Source organism: Undibacterium sp. FT79W, assembly GCF_014284215.1.
GTDB classification, from domain to species: Bacteria; Pseudomonadota; Gammaproteobacteria; order Burkholderiales; family Burkholderiaceae_D; genus Undibacterium; species Undibacterium aquatile.
Window position 1 is genome coordinate 117801 of sequence record NZ_JACOGB010000002.1, and the last position, 21652, is coordinate 139452.

At 50.8% G+C, this 21652-nt stretch carries 17 protein-coding genes; 4 read left to right on the top strand and 13 right to left on the bottom strand.

What is annotated here, in order from left to right; genetic code table 11:
* Positions 1-42 precede the first annotated feature (42 nt).
* The 9 genes from H8K38_RS03640 to H8K38_RS03680 all read right to left on the bottom strand — a co-directional run bounded on the left by H8K38_RS03640 (position 43) and on the right by H8K38_RS03680 (position 11490).
* Positions 43-2322, bottom strand: coding sequence for a TonB-dependent siderophore receptor (locus H8K38_RS03640; RefSeq protein ID WP_186883452.1), 2280 nt, complete (start codon positions 2320-2322; stop codon positions 43-45).
* 499 nt (positions 2323-2821) lie between these two features.
* Complete coding sequence (gene purF, locus H8K38_RS03645) at positions 2822-4342, bottom strand: amidophosphoribosyltransferase (protein WP_186883453.1); 1521 nt, start codon at positions 4340-4342, stop codon at positions 2822-2824.
* Between the two features lie 22 nt (positions 4343-4364).
* On the bottom strand, positions 4365-4853 hold the full coding sequence (locus H8K38_RS03650) for a CvpA family protein (RefSeq protein ID WP_186883454.1): 489 nt from the start codon (positions 4851-4853) through the stop codon (positions 4365-4367).
* Positions 4854-4867: 14 nt separating this feature from the next.
* The gene (locus H8K38_RS03655) at positions 4868-5917 is read right to left on the bottom strand and encodes an SPOR domain-containing protein (RefSeq protein ID WP_186883455.1); all 1050 of its coding nucleotides are present in this window, start codon (positions 5915-5917) and stop codon (positions 4868-4870) included.
* A gap of 66 nt (positions 5918-5983) precedes the next feature.
* Positions 5984-7273 (bottom strand): bifunctional tetrahydrofolate synthase/dihydrofolate synthase, encoded by a 1290-nt coding sequence (gene folC, locus H8K38_RS03660; protein WP_186883456.1) that lies wholly within the window; start codon positions 7271-7273, stop codon positions 5984-5986.
* Positions 7274-7330: 57 nt separating this feature from the next.
* On the bottom strand, positions 7331-8203 hold the full coding sequence (gene accD / locus H8K38_RS03665) for an acetyl-CoA carboxylase, carboxyltransferase subunit beta (RefSeq protein WP_186883457.1): 873 nt from the start codon (positions 8201-8203) through the stop codon (positions 7331-7333).
* Between the two features lie 103 nt (positions 8204-8306).
* Positions 8307-9104, bottom strand: coding sequence for a tryptophan synthase subunit alpha (gene trpA / locus H8K38_RS03670; RefSeq protein WP_186883458.1), 798 nt, complete (start codon positions 9102-9104; stop codon positions 8307-8309).
* A 260-nt stretch (positions 9105-9364) separates the two neighbouring features.
* Entirely contained in the window at positions 9365-10633 is a 1269-nt protein-coding gene (trpB, locus tag H8K38_RS03675; RefSeq protein ID WP_186883459.1) for a tryptophan synthase subunit beta, read from the bottom strand.
* Between the two features lie 191 nt (positions 10634-10824).
* On the bottom strand, positions 10825-11490 hold the full coding sequence (locus tag H8K38_RS03680) for a phosphoribosylanthranilate isomerase (RefSeq protein ID WP_186883769.1): 666 nt from the start codon (positions 11488-11490) through the stop codon (positions 10825-10827).
* 121 nt (positions 11491-11611) lie between these two features.
* Here H8K38_RS03680 and H8K38_RS03685 point away from each other — a divergent pair, with 121 nt between their 5' ends.
* A complete protein-coding gene (locus H8K38_RS03685) occupies positions 11612-12424 on the top strand; it encodes a WecB/TagA/CpsF family glycosyltransferase (protein ID WP_255422816.1) in 813 nt (270 codons plus the stop codon).
* Positions 12425-12531: 107 nt separating this feature from the next.
* Here H8K38_RS03685 and aceA read toward each other — a convergent pair whose 3' ends face one another.
* Complete coding sequence (gene aceA / locus H8K38_RS03690) at positions 12532-13833, bottom strand: isocitrate lyase (RefSeq protein ID WP_186883460.1); 1302 nt, start codon at positions 13831-13833, stop codon at positions 12532-12534.
* A 398-nt stretch (positions 13834-14231) separates the two neighbouring features.
* On the opposite strand from aceA, the gene H8K38_RS03695 reads away from it, so the two are divergent.
* Together H8K38_RS03695 and H8K38_RS03700 are read left to right on the top strand one after the other, a co-directional pair.
* Positions 14232-14450 (top strand): DUF6500 family protein, encoded by a 219-nt coding sequence (locus H8K38_RS03695; RefSeq protein ID WP_186883461.1) that lies wholly within the window; start codon positions 14232-14234, stop codon positions 14448-14450.
* Positions 14451-14758: 308 nt separating this feature from the next.
* Positions 14759-15784 carry a GTP pyrophosphokinase family protein gene (locus H8K38_RS03700; RefSeq protein WP_186883462.1) on the top strand — a complete coding sequence of 342 codons (1026 nt, stop codon included), beginning with the start codon at positions 14759-14761 and terminating at the stop codon, positions 15782-15784.
* Between the two features lie 38 nt (positions 15785-15822).
* On the opposite strand, the gene H8K38_RS03705 is transcribed toward H8K38_RS03700, so the two are convergent.
* On the bottom strand, positions 15823-18243 hold the full coding sequence (locus tag H8K38_RS03705) for a cellulase family glycosylhydrolase (protein WP_186883463.1): 2421 nt from the start codon (positions 18241-18243) through the stop codon (positions 15823-15825).
* Between the two features lie 68 nt (positions 18244-18311).
* Between H8K38_RS03705 and H8K38_RS03710 the strand changes: the two genes are divergently transcribed.
* Positions 18312-19622 carry an O-antigen ligase gene (locus H8K38_RS03710; protein WP_186883464.1) on the top strand — a complete coding sequence of 437 codons (1311 nt, stop codon included), beginning with the start codon at positions 18312-18314 and terminating at the stop codon, positions 19620-19622.
* Here the strand turns inward: H8K38_RS03710 and H8K38_RS03715 are convergent.
* A complete protein-coding gene (locus H8K38_RS03715; protein WP_186883465.1) occupies positions 19619-20668 on the bottom strand; it encodes an acyltransferase in 1050 nt (349 codons plus the stop codon). The two genes, H8K38_RS03710 and H8K38_RS03715, sit on opposite strands and share 4 nt — an antisense overlap.
* A gap of 27 nt (positions 20669-20695) precedes the next feature.
* On the bottom strand, positions 20696-21634 hold the full coding sequence (locus H8K38_RS03720; RefSeq protein WP_186883466.1) for a glycosyltransferase family 2 protein: 939 nt from the start codon (positions 21632-21634) through the stop codon (positions 20696-20698).
* Between the last annotated feature and the right edge of the window lie 18 nt (positions 21635-21652).

The following is a 21652-nucleotide window of genomic DNA, read 5'->3' on the forward strand; positions in this document are numbered from 1 at the left end:
TATATGCGCATTCCCGCCTGATGACGCAAATACCCGGGCAAATTAAATCTTCATCTCCACGCGCAAAGTCAGGGTTTTATAGGTCTTGGCATCGTTGTAATCGATATGATTGATGCCTCCGGTAGTGACCAGACTATTACTGATGGAATCATTCGCCGTCAGATTATTTGCGGACAGTCGCACCTGCAGATTCGGATTAAATTTCCACAGCGCATACAAATCCAGCTGGCGTTTGATGCCCGTGTAATTTAACTGCGCATTCGTGGTCTGGGTGTAATACGCTGGCGTCCAGTTAACATTACCGCCCAGCGTCAGCGGCATGCCACTCAGGCGATAATCGACGCCAAAATTCGCGGTCTGGGTCGGCTGTTGATCCAAACGGTTATTGGAACCCAGAATATCATCCACCTTAGACCAGAAACGGCTGTAATTACTGCGGAAATCAACCGATGGTGCGTCTGGGAAAAATTCCTGCAACTGGAATTTCGCTTCGAGTTCTATCCCCTTGGTGACAGCATGCCCGATATTTTTCGGTGACGACACCCAGCGCGTTTCCTTTGCTGTCACCACTTGTTCTGTGGTTCGGCGAATCAGATCATCAATATTCCGCACAAACAGATTTGCACTGACAATACCGGCGCGGCTCAGATAATGCTCGAAAGCCAGATCGATGCCTTTCGATAATTCAGGCTTCAGATTCGGGTTACCAGTGCGATCAGGGCGTGTCGGCGTATTCAGATTTGAGATGCTGGGCAAGGCAATCAGATCATTCAATGCCGGTGCGCGATAGGTGCTGCTGAAGCCGAGACGGATCTGATCTTTTGAATCCGGAATGCGCCAGACGCCTTGTAAAATCGGGCTCACCACTGTGCTGTCATTCGTCACTACGCCTTTGGCGGTCGTGCTTGATGTATGGATGCCTTCCCAACGCAGACCTGCGTAGGCAGCGAACTGTGGATTGATATCAAATTCATCCTGAACAAAAGCGGCCAGACGGCGGGTGCGCGCATCGAGATTGTCGCCAGACTCAGCAAATTGCGGCAGGCCATTATCCAAAGACACGCGCGTCTGTTCACGTCTGCCGAATTCCATATCCCAACCGGCTGCCAGCGTATGCCCTTCACCGTATGGCAGCATGTATTTGCCGCCGGTATTGAGGCTGCTATCGCGGGTATTGTTGACATCGGTAATCAGATCAATCTGCTTACCCGTGGTGTCAAACTGCGTGCGGGTGGAAGAATTATCCATTTTTCCCAAGCCGCCACCAAAACGTACAGTGAGCTTGGCATTATTTTCAAAGCGATGTTGCCAGTTACCGAATCCACGTAAAAAAGTCGTTTCAGCGTGCGCATTTGCATTTGCCAGCGCGTACGGCGTCGTTCCTCTGTAGGTATCAGAACGGAATAGCTGATCGACTTCACTGCGACTATCAGAATCGCTGCGTGAGTGCATTAAAAACGGTTGCAACATCAGCGTGTCGCCATTCTCAAAACGGTAGTTCAAACGCGGCGCCAGATTGATACCGGTGGTTTGCCGGTTCGTCTGATCGGCTTGATTCTGCATTAAGGCATCTTGCCCGTTCACGTCTTTTTCAGACGTGAACGTCGTACTCTCATCGTGCTGACGATTCTGAAAAACCGAACCGCTGAAAGCGTAACTGAGATTCCCAATTTCACCCGGCATGGTGATCGAGAGATTCGGTGCCAGCCGCCCTTGCTCTGAACCGAGCGAAAATTTCAGATCGGTTGTTTTCTGCTTATATTCTTCACGCAAAACGATGTTGATCGTGCCGGCAATCGCCTGCGTGCTGAATTCAGCCACCGCACCACGAACGATTTCTATGCGCTCCACCTGATCGGGCGTCAGCGAATCCATGGAGAAACCGCGCGGCGCACGTTCGCCATTGATCAGTATCTGCGTATAGCCATTGCCCATGCCGCGCATGCGGATATCGCCGCCACGCCCGGGACGCCCACCGATTGTCACGCCGGGCAAACGTTTCAGGACGTCGCCGATATTGGTGTCGCCATTCCTGTCGAGCTCTTCACGGCCAAAAATCAGCTTTGCCGCCGTGGATTGGCGACGCTCATCGATATCAGAGCGCCCACCGCTGATCGTCACTTTCTGCACATTCTCTTTAGACGGCGCATCCGTTTTTTTGGACGGTGGCACAGTTGGTGTTTTTACCGCTTCCTCAGCACTGGCGGGCTTGACTACCTCTGTTTGCGCATAAGCCGAAGAAACAGATGCAACCGATGCGATAGACGCAACAGCAGCAGCGACCGCGATTGCAACAGGAGAGAAACGGAAAGGTATCAGCATGATGTCAAAAATGGGCGTGAATGGGCGTAAATGGGTGAGAAACGGGACGTACGAGGTCGGCAACAAAATAGGCAACAAGGTCAGTAACAAGATCAGGACACAATGCTACGCAAGACACTGACCAGACGGGATCATTGTATTTTTATACCGCCTCGCACGCCACCCGCAGCCGCGCCAGTTTTGTATGGAATTGAAACACCAACGCCGACACTGATACTTTGCGATACGTAAGCAATGTACCGGAGCGAATTTCACACCCTGCCCTGCCTCCGACCGCAGCCGCTGACAAACGCACGGCAAACATACAGGAACGCCATTTTTTAGCGTTTTCCGGCCCAAATATACTCCCCCCAGTATATTTTCACACCCTTTATTTATAAGGAGATAAAGGCATTTTTAGCACATACTCCCCTGAAAAGCAGATAAATCCCATAAAAAAAGCCCGCCGGAAACACCCGGGCGGGCTTTTTTGAAACGGCACAACGATGAAAACAGATGATCAGTCTGCGCGCGCCGCCAGATTCAGATTGAGTTGTGAGCGCAGCAAATCTTCCGTGTCCGGACGCGGGCTGTTGCGCGCCGCTTCCAGTTTATCGAGATAAGCCGGTGTCACGTCGCCGGTGATGTAAAAACCATCAAAACAAGATGCTTCGATGTTTTTCAGCAAAGGATTCACGTCGGAAATAGAACGTTTCATCGCATCCACATCCTGATACACCAGCGCATCCGCCGTAATTTCGCGGCAGACTTCTTCCTCGGAACGACCAAAGGCAATCAGTTCGCTGCGGGTCGGCATATCGATACCATAGACGTTAGGGAATTGCACCGGTGGCGCAGCGGATGCAAAGATCACTCGCTTCGCGCCGGATTCACGCGCCATCTGCACGATCTCACGGCTGGTCGTGCCGCGCACGATGGAATCATCCACCAGCAACACGCTCTTGCCTTTGAATTCGGAACTGATCGCATTGAGTTTCTGACGCACAGATTTACGGCGCACCGCTTGTCCCGGCATCATGAAAGTACGACCGATGTAGCGATTTTTGATGAAGCCTTCGCGATAATCGAGATTCAGTTTTTCCGCCAGCTCCATCGCCGATGGACGCGAAGAATCCGGAATCGGCATCACGACATCGATGTCGCCGAGGTTGAATTGCTTGCGGACTTTTTCCGCCAGATATTCACCCATTTTCAGGCGGGTCAGATAAACCGACGCACCGTCGATGATGGAGTCCGGACGCGCCAGATACACGTATTCGAACGCGCATGGATTGAGGCTGGGATTATCTGCGCATTGCTGCTGATACAGCTTGCCATCAAGGTCGATGAACAAGGCTTCGCCAGGCTCGACATCACGCACAAACTTAAAGCCCAAGCCTTCGAGCGCCACTGATTCGCTGGCGATCATGTATTCGGTGCCACCAGCATTTTCAGAAATACCGAGGCACAAAGGGCGAATGCCGTGCGGGTCGCGGAAAGCCAGCAAGCCGTAGCCGGAAATTTGCGCCACGACAGCATACGAGCCACGCACACGCCGATGCAACATGGACACCGCGCGGAACAAACCTTCAGGGTCGAGCGAATAACCGCTGGTCACTTCCTGAATCTGATGCGCGAGAATGTTCAGCAACACTTCCGAATCGGAATCGGTATTCAGATGACGACGGTCATTTTTGAATAATTCGATTTTCAGTTCAACCGCATTCGTCAGATTGCCGTTATGTGCCAGCACGATACCAAACGGTGCGTTGACATAAAACGGTTGCGCCTCTTCTTCACTGGTCGAGCCAGCAGTTGGATAACGCACCTGACCAATACCGACATTCCCCGGCAAGGATCGCATGTTGCGGGTACGGAAAACATCGCGCACCAGGCCATTCGCTTTGTGCATGGCAAATTTATTGCCGTGGTTGGTGGCAATACCAGCCGCATCCTGACCTCGATGCTGGAGTAACAGCAATGCGTCATAAATGAGCTGATTGACAGGACTATTTGAAACTACACCTACGATGCCACACATGGTGGACTCCTAAAAAGACAAATTAAAACCGGACATGGTCTGACACCGACGCAGGCAGAAACGGGATCACCGTACGCGCCGCAGTTTCTGCCAGCGGGCTGAACAAGGCATCTTTCCAGAATGCCTGCTGCGGCATACTTGTCATCCCGCACACCAGCACTGCCGCCAACACCAGCACACAACCGCGCGCCAGACCAAATAAACCACCGAGTCCACGGTCCGCCAGCGATAAGCCGCTGGCTTTAATGACCGCGTCCACCGCCATCATCACCAGCGCCATCAGCAGGCGCACGCCGATGAACAAAACCAGAAAAGCCACGATCAGCCGAATAATCTGCCCAGGAAACACGGCGGGCAACCACCCTGCCAGCGTTTCACTGTACGCATTGGCGACCACAAAGGCGACGACCCAGCTGACCAATGACAAAATTTCTTTGATTAATCCACGCATCGTGCTGATCACAATCGAGGAAATCAATATCACCAGCACGACGTAGTCAAACAGAGTCAAGATCCGCGCCCCGCTTAGTTCGGCACCAGCGAACCACTTAAACCTAACTTCGTCAGTTTGGCGCGCACTTTTTCTGCTTCGTCTCTGGATTCAAACGGACCTATGCGAATACGGGTTTTATCGCCAGAGGCGGTTGGTACCTTTTGTGTGTAAGATTTGATGCCACCGCTCTTGAGCTTGGCTTGCAATTCATCCACTTTTTCCTGGGTGGACAAAACTGCGACCTGCACGACGAAGGAGGATTTATCAGCGGCTTCAGGTTTCGCTACTTTGGGTGGTGCCTTGCCTTCGAGAATCGCTAATGCGCGCGCTGCATCATCATCGTTACCATTCGTTTTCACCAGTTTGGTTTCAGCTTTTGGTTCCGGTTTGGTATCGGCTTTACGTTCAGGCTTAGGCTCTGCTTTATGTTCCGCTTTCGCCACATCTTTGTCTGCCGGTTTCGCTACGGGCTTAGATTCTGGCTTATTTTCAGGCTTGGATTCTGATTTGGTTTCTGACTTCGTTTCTGGCTTAACTTCCGTTTTTGCTTCGACTTTGCGCTCGGCCCGTGGCTCTGCACCGGCTGGCTTGTCGGATTTGGCAATTACCGTCGCCACATCGGTTTTCGCTGGCGCGACCTTGCTGACGACGTCAGTTGCTGGCTTGCTTTTAGCGCTGCTGACAGGCTCAATGATTTCTTCTACAGCATCACTGTTGGTGACAGCCGATTTACGCGGCGCCACTGGCTCAGCGACCTGATTCGCAGCGATATCTGTCACTTTATCTTTTGCAGGAATACGGATGTTAACGTCGTCGGCCAGCGGTTTAGGCTCGGAATCCAGAATCATCGGTAAGCCGATAATCGCCGCCAGCGCCAATGCCATCGCGCCGATCAGACGGCGACGTGCACGCTTTTTTTCCGGAAGTATCGGGTCGTTGATCTTATTTTTACGGGCACTCTCTGTCTTTTTACTGCGAGCCCGGGACTGAACACTGTCCTCCTCAGAACGGGAACGGAATTCACCGCTGTCCTGACTGTCGGAAGTTTCTTGCTTCTGTTTAAAGCGCGAGAGCAAACCCATGTGCAAATAATCTGGTTAGTTAGTGTTGTTTGCCCGGAAAATCCGGAGCAAACCGACAAAATCACATCAATGCAGTGCAGTCCTTCTGGCGCGCATTGCACCGGCGACCGTCAGGAAAGAACCGAAGACCACTATTCTATCATTTTCACCCGCCTTGCTGATGGCTTCTGCATAGGCAGCTTCCGGTGATTCAAAAGCGACGATGGTTTTTTCAGGGTCACTTAACACACCGGCATCCAGCAATTTTTGTTTCAGTTGTGCAGCAGTCGCAGCGCGCGGCAAAGGTAAGCCAGTCACATACCAGTGATCGACTTTGTCTTTTAACTGCGCAATCACACCGTCGATATCCTTATCCAGCATGGAGCCGAACACGGCATAGGTGTAGGCGTGAAAGCCCATGTTATCGAGATTTTGCGACAGCGTTGCCGCTGCGTGCGGATTATGCGCCACATCCAGCACCACCGCCGGACGCCCCGGCATCACCTGGAAACGACCGGGCAATTCCACCATCACCAACCCGGTACGCACTTCCTGCGCCCCGACCGGCAATTCATTGCGCAGCACCTCTAACGCCGCGAGTACACCGGATGCGTTCAACAACTGATTCGCGCCACGCAAGCTGGGATAACCAAGAGAGTTGCGACGCTGGGTACGACCGCCAAAATTCCATTGTTGCTTATCGCCAGCGTAATTAAAGTCACGCCCAAACAGCCATAAATCTGCACCTATCGCATTCGCATGATCGATTAAGGATTGCGGCGGTACCGGGTCGCTGCAAATTGCGGCTTTGCCGGGGCGGAAAATGCCCGCTTTTTCAAAGCCGATTTTTTCCCGCGTATCACCCAGATAATCGGTGTGATCAATATCAACACTGGTGACAATCGCGACATCCGCATCGATCACATTCACCGCATCCAGACGTCCGCCCAGACCGACTTCCAGTATCACCACATCCAGCGGCGCTTCGGCGAGTAACTGGCAAATCGCCAGCGTGGTAAATTCAAAATAGGTCAGCGAGGTCGATTCGCGGGCGTTTTCAACGGCGGTGAAAGCCTTGATCAGGCTCGCGTCATCGACGTTTTCACCATTGATCCGGGCGCGCTCGTTGAAATCCAGAAAATGTGGCTTACTGTATAAACCGACGCGATAACCCGCCTGCAGATACACCGCTTCCAGCATCGCGCAAGTAGAGCCTTTACCGTTGGTACCGCCGACCATAATGACCGGGCAGGAAAACTGCAAACCCAGACGGTTTTTAACGGACGCAACGCGCTCCAACCCCATATCGATTTCTTTGGAGTGGCGCGTTTCGAGTAAAGCCAGCCATTCAGGCAAGCTCGCAGGCAAATTGGACATAGGATAAAAAAAGCCCGAACAACATGATGTCGGGCTTATAGAGAAAATTTTAATTAATTAAGCAACTGCATCGGCCGACTGATTTTGCAGCAACGCCAGCAAACGGGCGATTTCTTCGCGCATTTTACGGCGGTCAACGATCATATCGATCGCGCCTTTTTGCAGCAGGAATTCAGAACGCTGGAAACCTTCCGGCAATTTTTCGCGCACGGTATTTTCAATCACACGCGGGCCGGCAAAACCGATCAGCGCTTTTGGCTCAGCGATCACGACGTCACCAAGGAACGCAAATGAAGCGGAAACGCCGCCCATCGTCGGGTCAGTCAGCACAGAAATGAAAGGCAGACGCTTTTCAGATAATTTGGTCAGCATCGAAGTTGTCTTCGCCATCTGCATCAGCGACAGCAAACCTTCCTGCATACGCGCGCCGCCTGTGGCTGTCACGCAGATAAACGGCACTTTTTGCTCTAACGCTGCCTGCGCACCGCGCACAAAGCGCTCGCCGACAACGGAGCCCATAGAGCCGCCCATGAACTGGAATTCAAAACAAGCGGTGACAACGGGAATCGACATAATCGAACCACCCATAACGACCATCGCATCGGTTTCACCCGTTGTTTCGAGCGCGTCTTTCAGACGATCCGGATATTTCTTACTATCTTTAAATTTCAGAGTATCGACAGGCAAGACTTCCTGACCGATTTCGTAACGACCGCCGGCATCCAACAGGGAATCGAGGCGTTCACGTGCGCCGATACGCATGTGATGGCTACATTTAGGACAGACATGAACATTGGCTTCCAGATCTGATCTGTACAGCACTGCCTCGCAGGATGGGCATTTTACCCACAGACCTTCGGGGATAGATTTGCGATTTGCAGATTCCGAGCGCTGTATGCGCGGTGGTAACAATTTTTCTAACCAACTCATGTTTTCTCCTCGTAACAGCCAGTCTGCAATCGCTGCAAACCGGCATCTGGTTCATTCTGATACAGGAACCATGGTGTACTTTCAGGTACGTTCGGCGCGTATTTTACTCGTCCAAGGCCTGTCTGACACCAGAAATAAAACTTTTTACTGCGGCAACACCGTTTTCATGCGGCGTATTCTCTAATTCCTGAATGATACGCGAACCGATCACCACTGCATCCGATACCGAGGCAATCGCTCTGGCCGTGGCACCGTCGCGAATACCAAAACCAACGCCCACCGGTACTTTGACGTGTTTCTTGATGCGCGGAATCATCTCTGCCACGGCATCCAGATCCAGATTGCCGGAACCGGTCACCCCTTTCAGGGACACATAATACACATAGCCACTGGCAATTTTACCCACCAGCGCGATGCGTTCACCGGTCGACGTCGGTGCCAGCAGGAAAATCGTATCCATGCCTTGTTGCTGCATTCTGGCGGCAAAGTCTTCGCATTCTTCGGGCGGATAATCTACCACCAGCACGCCATCAACGCCCGCTTCGGATGCCTGCGCAATGAAAGCATCCTGCCCCATACGCTCAATCGGATTGGCATATCCCATCAGCACCACCGGGGTTATCTGATTGCTCAGGCGAAATTCGCGGACGAATTGTAATACATCACGCAAGCCAATTCCAAATTGCAGCGCCCGCTCAGAAGCACGCTGAATGACCGGGCCATCGGCCATAGGATCAGAAAACGGTACACCCAGCTCGATGATGTCAGCACCACCTTCGACCAGCGCATGCATCAGCGGCACGGTCATAGCAGGCGCCGGATCACCGGCAGTAATAAACGGAATCAGACCTTTTTTTTGCTGCGCCGCGAGCGCGGCGAGAGTAGCTTGAATTTTTGACATAGTATTAAGTAAGAAAGTGAACGACGGCATCACGTGATGACAATACTGACCAGCAATGCCGCCCGGACAAAAGATCAGGTACGGGCACTCAAATCAGGCTCCCAGATACTCCCCCGGGTATATTTTGAAGCCCTTTATTTATGCTGACTTCAAGCGGGAAAACCCAAATTCATGGGGGAGTATCTGATTTCAACCTTGTTTATGGCCTTATTTCAGCCTTTTTTGCACCCGGTTTGCACCCTGATGACAAAGACAATCTGTTAAAACTTCAGCCCCGCACGTTCAGCCACGGTATGCATATCTTTATCGCCGCGTCCTGACAAATTCACCAGCACGATCTGATCTTTCGGCAAAGTCGCGGCCAGTTTCGCGCCATACGCCAGCGCATGACTCGATTCCAGCGCCGGAATGATGCCCTCAATGCGGCAACAATCGTGGAATGCTTTTAATGCTTCATCATCCGTAATCGTCACATATTCAGCACGGCCACTGTCTTTTAACCAGGCGTGCTCAGGGCCAACGCCCGGGTAATCCAGTCCGGCGGAAACAGAATGGGTTTCGATGACCTGACCATTCTCATCCTGCAACAGATACGTGCGGTTGCCATGCAATACGCCAGGAGAACCTGCTGTCAACGAAGCGGAATGCTTGCCGGTGTCAACGCCCTCGCCCGCCGCTTCCACACCGATCAGTTTTGTGTCTTTCTGATCGATGTAAGGATAAAAAATCCCCATCGCATTCGAGCCGCCACCGACGCATGCCACGACATAATCAGGCTGACGCCCGGTTTGCTCCGGCATTTGCCACAGGCATTCTTCACCAATCACCGATTGGAAATCGCGCACCATCATAGGATATGGATGCGGGCCAGCCACCGTGCCGATGATGTAAAACGTGTTATCGACATTCGCAACCCAGTCGCGCATCGCTTCATTCAGCGCATCTTTCAGGGTTTTGGAACCGGATTCCACCGGCACCACCGTCGCTCCCAGCAACTTCATGCGATAGACATTCTGCGCCTGCCGCTTAACGTCTTCCGAGCCCATATACACCACACATTCGAGGCCAAAGCGGGCGCAGATCGTGGCAGTCGCCACACCATGCTGGCCGGCACCAGTTTCGGCGATCACGCGCGGTTTTCCCATACGCTTGGCAAGCAAGGCCTGGCCAATCACGTTATTGATTTTATGCGCGCCGGTATGGTTCAGGTCTTCGCGTTTGAAGTAAATCTGCGCGCCGCCCATCAGATCAGACCAGCGTTTTGCGTGATACACAGGCGATGGACGACCAACAAAATATTTCAATTCTTTGCGAAATTCCTCAATGAAATCCGGGTCGTTATGGTATTTGGCATACGCATCCTTGAGCTCATTCAAGGCATGCGTCAGCGTTTCGGAAACGAAAGTACCGCCATACGGGCCGAAATGGCCGCGCTGGTCTGGTAAATGGTAATCGGAAGATTGGTAAATCGCCTGATGGGCGACGTCTGGATATTCGGTACTAGCAGAACCGGGGACTTTATGTGTCATATCATTCCTTTGCTAAGGCCGGCGCTGTTTCTGCGCTAACACGTCGTATTAACGGAAGCGCCGGACTCTTTAGTAGTTTTACCGCATTGCTGCATCAGCAAGGCGCTTACAGATTATTGATCAGCCATTTTTCGGGCTTATTGTCAGCCGCATTTCAGCGGTATATCAGGCTGCGTTTTCAAACTGACTTGTCAGCTTGGTTTGTCAGCTCGATACACAGCCGCGATAAACGCCTGCACCTTGACTTCATCCTTGCGCCCTTTCGATAACTCGACACCACTACTGATATCGACCGCGAACGGACGCACCTGACTAACTGCGCCAGTCACATTTTGAACGCTCAAGCCACCACTTAAAACGACCCGAGGCGCGAGCTCTTTTGGGATGAGAGACCAATCAAAAACCTTTCCACTACCACCGTAACTTTCAACGAAAGTATCCAGCAGCAAACCGTTAAATAAAGGACTTGCGTCACGATATGAACGCTCACATTCTAACAAATCATCTGCGCTCGTGTCAGGTCTGACGCGAAAAGCTTTGATAAACGGCCGTTGCACACTGGCCGCCAGCGCGGCGCACTGCTGCGGTGTTTCGTCGCCATGAAATTGCAACAGCTGCAGCGGCACTTTTTTTACCGTGGCCTGCAAATCCTGTTCCGTCACATTCACGAACAAACCCACCGACACCACAAACGGCGGCAACGCCTGCAACAACGTCGCCGCCACATCAGGCTCGACATAACGCGGGCTGGGCGGATAAAACACAAATCCCAGCGCATCGGCGCCACTGGCAACGACCGTGTTCACGTCCGCAAGATTAGTCAGCCCGCAAATTTTTATTCTGGTTCTGTGTTGCATCATCTGCCCGCAAAATGGAGGAAAACTTATTTTACTCTTTCGATCATGTTTTTCACCCGCGATAACGCGGCAAAACACCAGAGTTCTGAGATAATCAGACCATCTTTTCAGGCTCAGCACTATGACAAACACCGCATCGCAATCCCACATCGGCAATTCCTGCACGCACCTGTTCGGGCTTAACATCCACAATATGTCTTTTGCAGAGGCGAATCAGCATTTGTTAGACGTTGCCGCCGATCGCCAGCATCCTGCGCGGGTGGTGGTCACACCGAATGTTGATCACGTGGTACGGCTCGACAGTCAGCCTGAATTCAAACAGCTTTATTCAACCTCTGATTATATTTTTGCCGATGGCATGCCTGTCGTCTGGGCCAGCAAAATGTCGGCAAACCCGCTGCCAGAGCGCGTGACCGGCGCTGATTTGTTTGTCTCTTTGTGCAAGGGCTGCGTTGAAAAAGCCATGTCCATCTTTGTTGTCGGCGGCATGCCAGGGCAGGAAGACATGCTGTTGCAGGCGTTTGCACAGACCTACCCGGGATTAAAAGTTTCGATCTTCTGCCCGTCCATGCAATTCACACCGGATGGCAGCGAAGCCGATACCGCCATTGGCCTGATACAACAGGCACAACCGAATATCGTATTCATCTGCCTTGGTATGCCGAAACAGGAATACTTCGCCTTCCGCTATCGCCGCGAGCAAACCAGCCGCAACGCCCCGCTGTTGCTGTGCGTCGGTGCGGCGATGGAGTTTGCGCTCGGCCAGAAAAAACGTGCGCCCTTGTGGATGCAAAAAATTGGCATGGAATGGCTCTGGCGTCTCGCCAGCGAACCGCGCCGCTTGTGGCAGCGCTACACAACACAGGGCTCAAAATATATCGGCATCCTGTTACGCGAACGCCGCGCACAGCAAGCGCTGCGACGCCAGTCCTGATCAAACATCACAAAGAAAAAGACCGCGCATCACAAGCAGCGCGGTCTTTTTTCATGCAAGCCTGAGATTTTCCGGATTTTATCGCCCTCAGCTTTTATCGTAATGAATCAGGCGATCTGTTTCAGCGGCTCCAAAAACTGCTCATTTTCAGTCGAGCCATGCAAAGCGGTGGTTGACGACTGCCCTTGTTGTATCGCCTGCGTCACTGCATCGAAATAACCCGTTCCCACTTCGCGCTGGTGTTTCACCGCAGTAAAACCTCTGGCGGCGGCAGCAAATTCCTGCTCCTGCAATTCAACAAAGGCAGACATGTGGCGGCGCGCATAACCATGCGCCAGATGGAACATGCCGTAATTCAGCGCATGGAATCCGGCCAGCGTGATGAACTGAAATTTATAACCCATCGCACCCAGTTCTTTTTGAAACTTGGCAATCGTGATGTCGTCCAGATTTTTCTTCCAGTTAAACGAAGGCGAGCAGTTATACGCGAGTAATTTGCCGGGGAATTTCGCGTGTATCGCCTCGGCAAACGCCCGCGCAAAAGCCAGATCGGGTTTGCCGGTTTCGCACCAGATCAAATCGGCATATTCGGCATACGCCAAACCTCGGGAAATCGCCTGTTGCAATCCGGGCGTGGTTTTATAAAAGCCCTCGACCGTGCGCTCGCCAGTGCAAAAGGTTTGGTCGTTGGGGTCGATATCCGATGTCAATAAATCGGCAGCTTCTGCATCGGTGCGCGCCAATATCAGCGTCGGTACGCCCATCACATCCGCCGCCAGACGCGCTGCATTCAGCTTTTCAAGCGCTTCGCGCGTCGGCACCAGGACTTTGCCACCCATGTGACCGCATTTTTTCACCGACGCCAACTGATCTTCAAAATGCACGCCCGCCGCGCCAGCATCGATCATCGCCTTCATCAATTCAAACGCATTCAGCACGCCGCCAAAACCAGCTTCCGCATCGGCAACGATGGGCGCGAAATAATCAATCTCGTCTTTCCCTTCCGCCCACTGAATCTGGTCGGCGCGCGTCAGGGTGTTATTGATGCGCTTCACCACCAGCGGCACAGAATTGGCCGGATACAGCGATTGATCGGGATACATTTCGCCAGCGACATTCGCATCGCCCGCGACTTGCCAGCCAGACAGATAAATCGCTTTCAGACCCGCCTTTACTTGCTGCATCGCCTGATTGCCTGTCATCGCGCCGAGTGCGTGAATAAACGGCTCGCGGTGCAGCAGATCCCACAATTTGAGCGCGCCGTTTTTCGCCAGCGTGTGTTCCACTTGCACCGACCCGCGCAGCCGCACCACATCTGCTGCCGTGTAATTGCGTTTAATGCCTTGCCAACGTGGATTGGCATCCCAGTCTGCCTGTAAAGCAGCGATTTGCTGTTCGCGTGTACTCATACTATCCCCTGCTGATCAATTAAATTCGATTTCTATTGATATAAATCATAGGAGTTTTTTTGCGCAGCAACAATGTCTTATATAAGACAGAAAAAATATATTTAACTGTTTAAAATCAAGGATCTACATTTTTTATTTCGCGATGCGGAAGTGTTTTTCTTAAAATGAGAAAGCAGATTGATGCACCGAAACAGGATTTCTCATAATGCGGCAAGCTGATTTCATATCACGATATTTTTTAGAGCGGAAGATCGTGCGCTCAACGAAATAACAGCAAGTAATGCGTGTCCGCCTTTTGTATCAGTGCAGGCTGCGTTGTCAATTTCACACAAGCATGTTAACGTCGATCTCTTCACGGTTATCCCGGTCAGCCAAACACACGCAGAAATATTGAGCACATGAGAGACGCACTGAAAAGAAAGATCATCAAAGTCTGTAATGAAAAGATCGAGACTAAAGGCGACAGCGTTGGCCTGTCTTTTTATGCTTTCTTTGCCAACAAAAACGATGACCCTGAACTGCTCATGGAGGCAGCAAGGTGGTGGATACTGGAAAACAAACTAGATCACTTTGAAAAAGCAACAAAGATCAGACGCATGGTTGAGGCGACACTCTGAGTACGCCTGCGCTTGCCACCCTAGTCCACACACTAGCCCAAAAGCCGCGCAGTTTGGCAATAGCACCAGTTTCATCCGTTTTTTGCCTGTTAACTGGCAAAATATACTGGGGAGAGTATTTTTAAACACCTAATGAATACGCTGAGAATAGAGCGAAAAATGCACATACTCCCCTTTTTTTAACAATAGCCACATACAACGAACATTCTGCGGATTTTAAGATGTGGATGCAAATTGCATTTATGCATCCAACAAATTAATATCACTTTTATTAAATTAAAGTACATTAAATATCGAAAGAATATCTTATGCCATCACTAGATTTCGAGAGAGAGAAGTCAAGTTTCAGTGAATATTGGAATGAAAATCATGAAATTTTTGAACTGGCTAAGAATGCCTTCATAGTCATCATCGATTCTTTGATAGCGAGTGACTTCGCAGTTTCAGCAGTTATTGGAAGAGTTAAAGATAGGGAAGAATGCATAAAAAAATTCTCTAGAAAGTATCAGACGGATTTAGAGAAAAATAGCACTCCATACGAAATAAAAGATCACATCACTGACTTAGTAGGGCTTCGAGTTCTTTGCATGTATGAGTCTGATGTTATAAAAATAAAAAACTCTTTGTCTAAGGAGTTCGAAGTAATTGGCGTCACAGATAAAATTACCGCAATGGAATCGAAAGAAGATTCTTTCGGATATAAAGGTCTTCATATTGATCTAAAGCTGCAGGCTCCGAGAATTCAAATGAAAGAATACCAGAGGTACTCTAACCTTAGATTTGAAGTTCAAATAAGAACAATAATTCAAGACGCATGGAGTGTTCTTGATCATAAAATCAAGTATAAACAGTCTATTCCTCTGAACATGAAAAGACGAATCAATACTCTTGCCGCGCTTTTTGAATTGGCCGATAGAGAATTTTTTTCGATTAAAAATGAAACAGAGGCGATCCAAGCTAAAGCAAAAAATACAGTCACGGCACCTTCAACTACTGACCCACTTGATGCATTTTCATTCTTGGCGATAGCAGAAGAAAAATTTCCTGGATATCGATTTCAGCCACATAAAGTCGATGGCTTTGTATCTGAAATAATTGCCTATGAAAAAATCACTCCCAATAAATTCAAAGAAGTGGTGCAAAGCGAATTCAATAAAGTTGAGGAATATAAGAGGCATCTCGGACAAGATGAGGTCAGTCGCCACGCCCTCAATCCTTATACGGAAATACGCCACATCCTTTACAAGTCAAATAAAGATGTATATCAAAGAATACTATATAACGATCAACGAGCTCGCTTTGACGAGTGGTTAGGGAATGACGATTGCATTTAAAACGCTAAACACCTCTCATAACGTCTACATAAAGGGCATTATCGCCCCTCAATCAACACCTCATACCACAACGTCGGTTTATTCAGCGTCATCTGAAAACCACCAGCGACACGGCTGATGTCATTTGCCGCAATCGCGCTCAGTCGCTGGCCCTGGCCGTCGAGCGGGTAAATCTGGATTCTATGTGCCTTGGTCGGATAAAAAATGCTTGCTGCGATCCGCTCCTGCCAGACCGGGCCGATTGCGTCACGCGGGCCTGAGGGTTTGCCTGCATTGCGGCTGTCCGGCTCCAGCGTCCACCATTGATGATCACCGGCATACGGCACCAGTTTTTTTGGTCGGGTTGGGATTTCATCCGGCTGGCTGCCCATCGTTGCGCCGCTCAGGCTCAGCAAGACACGGCGCGATGCGCTTAAAGGCTTGCCGTCTCGGCTCATCGCCAGCATCACACCAAACTGTCGCGTATTTTTGGCAAAAACGGGCGACATCCATTGTTCTGCGACCGGTTTATCCGCTGCACTAAACCCGGCAAACAGGCCGCTGTATGGTGTTGTGACGCGCAAATTCGGGCCATCAGGATGAAACTGCATAGCGCCACCAGCGGCAGACCAGACGGCTGAATTATCCGTTGACGATGCTTGCGTTTCTTCTTTTGACTGCGATGCCTGTTCATTGTTATCCGGCGCATCGCTGACGGTAATGTGCTTGGAAAAAGCGTCTTTGATATCGATGTTGCGCTTGCTTTTCAAATAATCGGTGTACGCCGCAGACGACACGCCATCACCGAGCGCGCCAAACAATTGCCGCTGTTCTGCGCTGATAGGAATGCGCAACTGTTCGCGCAAAACCGGAATCTGAAAATAGCGGAACATGGCGGCCGACATGCCCACCGTGGTAAGTTGCCCGCTCTGCCCGCTGAGGCCAAAGCTATCCGGCAAGGCTTGCCAGCTATTGCCGTCGACATAATGGAAGAAAAATAATCCATCCCAATCCTGCGCGCTGGCGATCGCTGTCATGACGGGAATAATTTCTGCGCTCTGGCGATTCGGATACGCCTGATTAAATTCACTGACCACAAATGGTTTTCTGGCATCGCGATAAAACGCTCTTTTCAATAAGGGCTCCCAGCCTTCACGCAAGGCAGAATGATCGCGGATGCGCCAGTCGTTTCTGTCCCATGCCTGATGCGGGAAATCGTAATGATCGACATAAAAATGTTCATCGACGTAATCCATTTCCTGCTGGGCATCGGTATTCAGCAATCCGCCAAAGTACACCTGCGTGCCGGTCAGTGGCAGATTCGGGCCCACCTCTGCGCGTATCGCTTTGCGCATGGTATCCAGATATTGCTTGTCCATCTCGACCAGAAATCGGGTGAAATCCAGAACGCGACGACCAGCGCCCTGCTCATGCATTTCATACTCTTGCTCAAAGAACGCAGACGAAGACCAACCTAATTTACTGGCAACACGCTGCAAAAAATATTTAAACCGCGCAAACCAGCCTTCGCCATGCGCCAGAACACGTGCCTCATCACTTTTGACGAGTAAGGCACCTTGTTTGGTGAGACCGCAACTGCGCCAAAGTTCGCATGCCTGCTTCAGACTGCCGTGCTGGCGTGTAATCCAGTGTTGCCATTGCTGCTGCAACAAGCGTTCGTATTCACCGGATAAACCATCGAGTTCTTTGCGTTGCCACGCGCCTGCCAGCGAAGATTCGTTATTAATTTCTATCATGGCCAGCGCGGGGTCATCATTGAGTTGCAAACGCCGGATCAGTTGCTGCGCATATTCGACTTGCAACGCAATCATGCGCGGTTCGAATACGTGCAGCGGATGGCTCGCATGCGGCATGGTCTCGCCCGGCAACATCGGCGTCAGCCGGTCAACCGCATAGCGAAATGTGTAGCCGACATGCAGATTCAGATTAACGTATATGCCTTCTTGCCTGAGCGCTTCGATCAGGGTGTGCAAGCGCTGCAAAGCAACTGGATTAAAGCTGGGAAATGCGCCGCTATTTAATATGCCCTGTGGCTGCGCATCGCTGTCGCTCAGCACAGAATCGAGATGATGTAATCTGACTGCATTAAAACCCAGACGCCGCAAACGCCGCGCGATTTTGGGGGCGTCTTCTTCCGGCGGGAAATTCGCGGCACCGCTGAGGCTGATACCGAACAGGCGTACGCGCTGATCATCAGCGGTGTTGATTTTATTGTCGGCACCGATACGATAAAAGTGCGCCTGTTTCACAAACAAACGATCGCTGTGCGTCAGCGGGTTATTCATCGCACTGAAATCAGCCACCGCAGAGAGCTGATCTTCATTCACACTGAACGGAAACCATTCTGGATCAGCGGCATAGGCAGGTCTTGCAGAGATGGAACATGCAGCGGACAGCAGCATTAACTGAAAAATCAATGAACGCCAACCGTGTTTGGACAAATGCAGAAAATAGTTCATGAAATAAATCGCGACAACAGAGCAAGACATTAGAATATCGCACAAACAAATGACAAAGATATGAGTCAATGACAATTCCGCCGGTTTCAGATCAATTTAAGCCCATGCAAGACTATGAAATCCTGCTCATACGGGCCATGGTGGTCTTATTTGCGATTTTTTCACTGCTGCCTTACGGTATCTCCTGGGACTATGCCGGTACATCTGCATTGACGATGGAAGGGTCGCTGACCACGAAATTAGAATGGGGTAGTTTGTTTCTGGTTGCGCTGTTCGTTTTATCAAAACATCTGCCGCAAGTATTGAAAGACCTTCGTGCCTTGAATCCTTTTCTGGTGCTGGTGCTGATCTGGTGCGTGCTGTCGAGCATCTGGTCGCCCTTGCCTGCCGTCACGTTCAAGCGGGCGATACAGCTTTACGGCATTGTCCTGATCGGTCTCAGCATACAGCTTGCACCGCGCCCTTTGCATTTGATTGTGAACTGTTTAATTTATCCCCTGATGAGCATGCTGGCGCTCTCGCTGGTGATGGCGGTGGCCGTACCGAGCATAGGTATCGATTATGAGTTGGGCGGTGCGTGGCGTGGCGCACTCTCGCAAAAAAATGAATTGGGCCAGGTCGCTGCGATGGCGATCTTGTTATGGCAGGTAAAAGCATGTCTGGAAAAAGTGGATTTTAAGCTGCTGTTATTCGTGATTATGTTCAGCTTTTTTATGCTGGTGATGAGTAAAAGTTCGACCAGCATGATCATCACACTTTCGACCAGCGGTATTTTTCATTTACTCAGAAAACGTCGTTTAAGTTCTGATTATTCGATTACGCGCGTGCTGCTGAGCTTGCTGTGTGTGATTCTGGTTGGGGTCTATATTTTTTATATGCAGGAATCGCGCTTTCCGACCTGGCCCGAAGTCTCTGCGCCGATCGCAGGTATTTTCGGTAAAGGCTCGGATCTGACTGGCCGCACTGATATCTGGGACTTGGTCTGGCTGGAAATTGAGCGGCACTGGGTGCTTGGCCTGGGCTATGGCGCTTTCTGGCTGGGGCCGGACAGTCTCTCGCAATTCGTGATTGATGCGCTGAACTGGATTCCGCTGCAATCGCACAACGGCTATCTCGATATATTGAATGAACAAGGGCTGATAGGACTGGCGCTCTGTATATTAACCTTGCTGGTGCAGGTCAGAATGCTGGTTCTTCTGTCACATAAAGACAGAATACAGGCAGCATTCTGGAGCGCGATGCTGCTCGTTGTGGTGGTCACCAATTTTACGGAAAGCAGCTTGTTCCGCGGGTTTGGTTTTCAGAATGTGTTTTTTATCTTTGCGCTGGTTGCCGTTACCTCGGCCACACGCAGACTGAATCAGGATTCTGTTTCTTAATGCGCAAACCGGCGCCCCAAGCGTAGAAACGGAGTTTCCACCCAACGGCACGACAAGTCTGCAAGAATGAACGAGAGCACGATCATCATTGGAAATTTCACCGCAAAACTGAGATCGGGCAGCCACATGGTGATGATGCCGAAAACCAGCCAGTGATACAGGTAAAGCGAATAACTGACGCGCCCGATGTACACAAATACCGGCGTGCTCAGGATGCGGCTGGCAATGGTGGTATTCAACACCAGCGCCGGAAACAGACACATCAAAGCGATACCCTGTATCGAGTAACGAAAACTTTCGCGGAAGTTTTCATCGCGAAACAGCAACGAAAACAGCATCAATATTGCACCAGCCAGAATCACTTTCTTTTGACTGAAAAATTCTAAGGCCCATTCTGTCCGTGCGAGTAAAAACGCAAAACAGGTGCCGTACACAATCGAATCTGCGCGGGTATCGGTAGCTTTGTAAATGCGGTAATGCGGCAGATTGTCGAGCCCAACGCCATAGACCAGATAGATGCGCCAGAACAGCACGCCAATCAGCAAAGCAATCGCGACACGATAAAACCGCTTAGGTACAGCAATCACTGCAAGAAAAAATACCGGGAAGATCATGTAGAAATGTTCTTCGACCGCCAGTGACCAGGTGATCGATAAAGGCGGCGGCAATACTTCACCACTGAAGCCGATAAAGATGCCGAAATAATTCGCGAAATAAAAAAACACCGAACTCAGCTCTGTCCATGTCCAGTTAACATGAGCTAACTGCATCGTGATGAGTGAGAGCACAACAAATACAATCAATGCTGGCATCAGCCGGAAAAAGCGCCGTATATAAAACTTTTTAATGCTGATCGTGCCAGTCTTATCCCACTCTGAAATCATCAGACGGGTAATGATAAAACCACTGATAAAGAAAAAAATCGTGACGCCTAAACCGCCGGGGACGATGTGCCCCAGCCATGCGTGCGACACCAGCACCAGCAAGATCGACACTGCCCGCAGGCCGTCTAATGCCAAAAGTCGCTGTTGATGCAAAGAACTCATAAGAAACCCGCTACTTTATTTTATTTATTAATCACCGTAAGCCTCAGACGCCTTGCCACGGAAATGGCTCAGCTTACCTAATTGAGAGGCTGCAACACGCGCCCAATGAAACGCTTTCAGGGGAGCGAAAAGCATCAGCGCGATAACAAAAACAGAGGCAATACCCATCTGCACAACTGCGCGGAAAGACAACCAGAGCGCATGCCCTGAACGCGCCGATGGCGGACACATTGCCAGCTCTGTACGCACAAACAATTGCCCGGTGCGAAACGATCTTTGCAACAACCATGCTGCCCTGGCACGATCCAACGGAACAAATTCAAGCGCAGGAGCATCGTCACACCAAACCATACGACTACCGGACTCGTCGAGACGACGGAACAACATGGAATCCTCACCGCCAGTGCGGCCAAACGCCGGATCAAACGGCCCCTCTGTGCCACCTTGTGTCTGAGTAATCTGCGCAAGCGCGGAGCGACGAACCAGCACATTGCCACTACGGGCATCACGATGATCGATCACGGTTCCTGTCGCTAAACGACGCCGGTCAAAGTAGCCACCTTTTTTTATCCACTCAGGCACACCATCCTGATATTCGGGCAACACCGGTGCAAACACGACGTCTGCTGCGTATTTTTTTTGCGTACTGAACAAATTCAGTAACCAGTCACGCCGGGGAATCTCGTCATCATCGATCATGCATATCCATTCGCTACCTGCGGCGCGGATCGCGGCATTTCTCGCGAGGGAAATATTCGGCTGACTTAAATTTAGAACGATTAATCGATCGTGATGCTCTGCTTTGAATTCCGCCAGCACAGTTGCAGCCGACTGTTGCGGGTCATTATCGACGACGACGACCTCAATCCGGCAATCCGGCATATTCTGCGAAAAAACAGCGAGTAATAAACGGCGCAATAACTGAGGGCGACGAAAAGTACAAATACAGACACTGACATCGATCATCTGGTGTATCCGTCCGTC